The following is a 2390-nucleotide window of genomic DNA, read 5'->3' as shown; positions in this document are numbered from 1 at the left end:
GTATGCACCCGAGCAAGTACATCTAGTGAGATCTAATTATTCTTCTACATTATCCAGGATAAGTTTCTTGTAATTATGAGGATATAAGTCAGCGATATTCTTGTGGTTGATGGATTGAATATTTTCAAGAACATACTTTAGCCATTGATATGGATTAATGTCATGCTTTTTGCAGTTAGCAAAAAACGTATAGGCCATAGCTGCTCTTTGTGCTGCATCATGAGAACCGGCAAAGAGATAGTTTTTACGACCAATTGCTACAGGTCTGATTACATTTTCAACAAGATTATTGTCTATCTGCAAGTTTCCATTGTGTAAGTAATCACTTAGATTACTCCATCTTTTTTGAGAGTACGCAAAAGCTTTACCTATTCTACTTTGAGGTAAGGTAAGATTCATCTGAGCAATCATATATTTACCAAGCTTGTTGATGATTGGTAAACTTTCATCTAGACGAAGTTCTTTGATTTGGTCAGGAGCTAAGTTTTGTTCTTTAGCTTTTCTCTCTATAGCATATAACTTCTGTATTTCTACTAGTACATGCTGGGCCCTTTTTCTATCGTTATCTAAAGCTTTTTCAAATTCACGTCGAGCATGTGCCCAACAAGCAAGATGCGTTACATCTGACTTATTTCCATAGGCTTGGTAGCCGATAAACCCATCAGTTTGCAGATATCCTTTGAAGTTTTTTAATATAGGCAGTGCAGCACTACCGCTACGAGTAGGACTGTAATTAAACATTACAAGCTTGGATATAGGTGCATGATACACCCAATAGTAGCCAAGATGAGTTTTGTCTTTCTTTTTCTCATCTAAGACTTTGATGGTGGTTTCATCAACTTGGAGATAACCTTCATTTTTGATGTCCATCACCAGCTTTTGGTATAGTGGTTTTAAAGCATCCATACTTTGAGCAGCCCAACCATCTATTGTAGAAGAAGCTATATCGATGTTTTCTCTTGAAAAGCGTTGCTTCTGTCTATAAAGAGGAAGGTGGTCAACATATTTATCTACAAGTATTGTAGATAATAACCCCTCTGAAGGTATTCCTTTATCTATAATTCGCTCTGGAAGCTCACCAATACTAATTTGAGTGTTGTCTTTACCTTTAGTAGCGTATTTATATCGGATGTAACGCTTGATTTTAAAGTAACCTGGAACATAATCTAACACATCTGTAGTTTCTTTACCAATGCAAATCATATCAGATAAATCTCCCTCAGGATGTATTTCTATTTCTTCTACGGGTAAATGATCTGGTAGTTTAGCTCGTCCTGGATGTTTCTTTTTCTCACGAGAGTAGGTAATCTCTTGTTTGATTACTTCTTCTTGTTCCTCTAAGACTGCTTGTTCAACATCTAAAGGTAATTGAGTTTGATTGGGATCCTCAAAACGTTCTCGGCTTTGACCAAACTTCATGCGCTGAAGTTGTTTTACTCGATATTCCAGTTCCTGCTTTTCTTGTTCTAATTTAGTAATCTGTTCTTTTAATAAAAGATTTTTAGCCTCTAATTTAGAAGCTTTTAAGCAAGTGTGTTTCTCTTGTTTAACAATAGCTTTATCTTGCTTGGAAATAGTCTTTTCGGCTTTGGTTAAAAGTGTCAAAAGTTCTTGTTTCGATAAGTTTTCTAAGTCTATTTCCATGAAGTAAATATACAACAAAAGCCTTGTTTATACAAGGATTAAGGCTGTTTTATCTCATGGAAAACCGCCTTTTTTGACTACTTTTTATCACCTGTATTCCTTCAATCATAAGTACCAAATCACTCCAACTGATTTGAGTCCGATTATGAATAGGAAAAGCAAAAGTACCTTGTTCTAATCGCTTGTGATATAACACAAAACCACCTGTTTCCCAGTGTAAGAGTTTCATCTGATTACATCGACGATTGATAAAGACGTAGACACTTCCATTATGAGCGACTTGATTAAGCTCGTTTTGAACAAGACCACATAGACTATCGAAACTCTTGCGCATATCACAAGCTGATTTATACAAGTAGAATTGATGGCTACTACTCAGACTAAACATTACACAAGGTTTACTAATGAATAGAGTTCACCCAAATCTTTCGTTTCTAAACGTAACTTCACTCCATTAGGATACACGATTTCATATTCTTTACCTTCTGTTTTTGATGTTTTACTTATTGCTATAAAGTTACTTGAGCCTTCTTGCTCTGTTTCACCCTTAAACTTTACTACCCAATAACTAAATGTCGCTAGCTTAATTCCAACACTTTCACAATACTTTGATTGTGTTAATCCACTTGTTTTCCAATCCTCTACATGAGAGTACATAATTTCTTGTTTGCTCATCTCTTTATTATTTGAGACAAACTTACTATCTTACATCATCTTATGAAATATGTGGTTGCTCGGGTGCATAC

3 protein-coding genes are annotated in these 2390 nt (G+C 35.3%); all 3 read right to left on the bottom strand.

Going from position 1 to position 2390, the window contains the following annotated elements; all coding sequences use genetic code 11:
* Positions 1–36: 36 nt before the first annotated feature.
* From tnpC to tnpA, 3 genes are read right to left on the bottom strand one after another with little or no spacing between them, the layout of a single operon-like run.
* A complete protein-coding gene (tnpC, locus tag ACPDG9_RS15900; RefSeq protein ID WP_430528678.1) occupies positions 37–1644 on the bottom strand; it encodes an IS66 family transposase in 1608 nt (535 codons plus the stop codon).
* A 49-nt stretch (positions 1645–1693) separates the two neighbouring features.
* Positions 1694–2032: an IS66 family insertion sequence element accessory protein TnpB gene (gene tnpB / locus ACPDG9_RS15895; protein ID WP_071307249.1), complete on the bottom strand. Its 339-nt coding sequence runs from the start codon at positions 2030–2032 to the stop codon at positions 1694–1696.
* Positions 2032–2319 carry an IS66 family insertion sequence element accessory protein TnpA gene (gene tnpA / locus ACPDG9_RS15890; protein ID WP_430528677.1) on the bottom strand — a complete coding sequence of 96 codons (288 nt, stop codon included), beginning with the start codon at positions 2317–2319 and terminating at the stop codon, positions 2032–2034. The genes tnpB and tnpA overlap by 1 nt, the downstream gene beginning before the upstream one ends.
* Positions 2320–2390: the final 71 nt, after the last annotated feature.

It is taken from the genome of Myroides sp. C6-3 (genome assembly GCF_050522425.1).
Classification (GTDB): domain Bacteria; phylum Bacteroidota; class Bacteroidia; order Flavobacteriales; family Flavobacteriaceae; genus Flavobacterium.
The sequence above is the reverse complement of the archived record's forward strand: the minus strand, read 5'-3'. Positions and strand labels throughout refer to the sequence as shown.

Excerpts from the sequence above, each read along its gene's own strand:
- tnpC (WP_430528678.1), bottom strand. The coding sequence starts at position 1,644 with ATGGAAATAGACTTAGAAAACTTATCGAAACAAGAACTTTTGACACTT.
- tnpB (WP_071307249.1), bottom strand. The coding sequence starts at position 2,032 with ATGTTTAGTCTGAGTAGTAGCCATCAATTCTACTTGTATAAATCAGCT.
- tnpA (WP_430528677.1), bottom strand. The coding sequence starts at position 2,319 with ATGAGCAAACAAGAAATTATGTACTCTCATGTAGAGGATTGGAAAACA.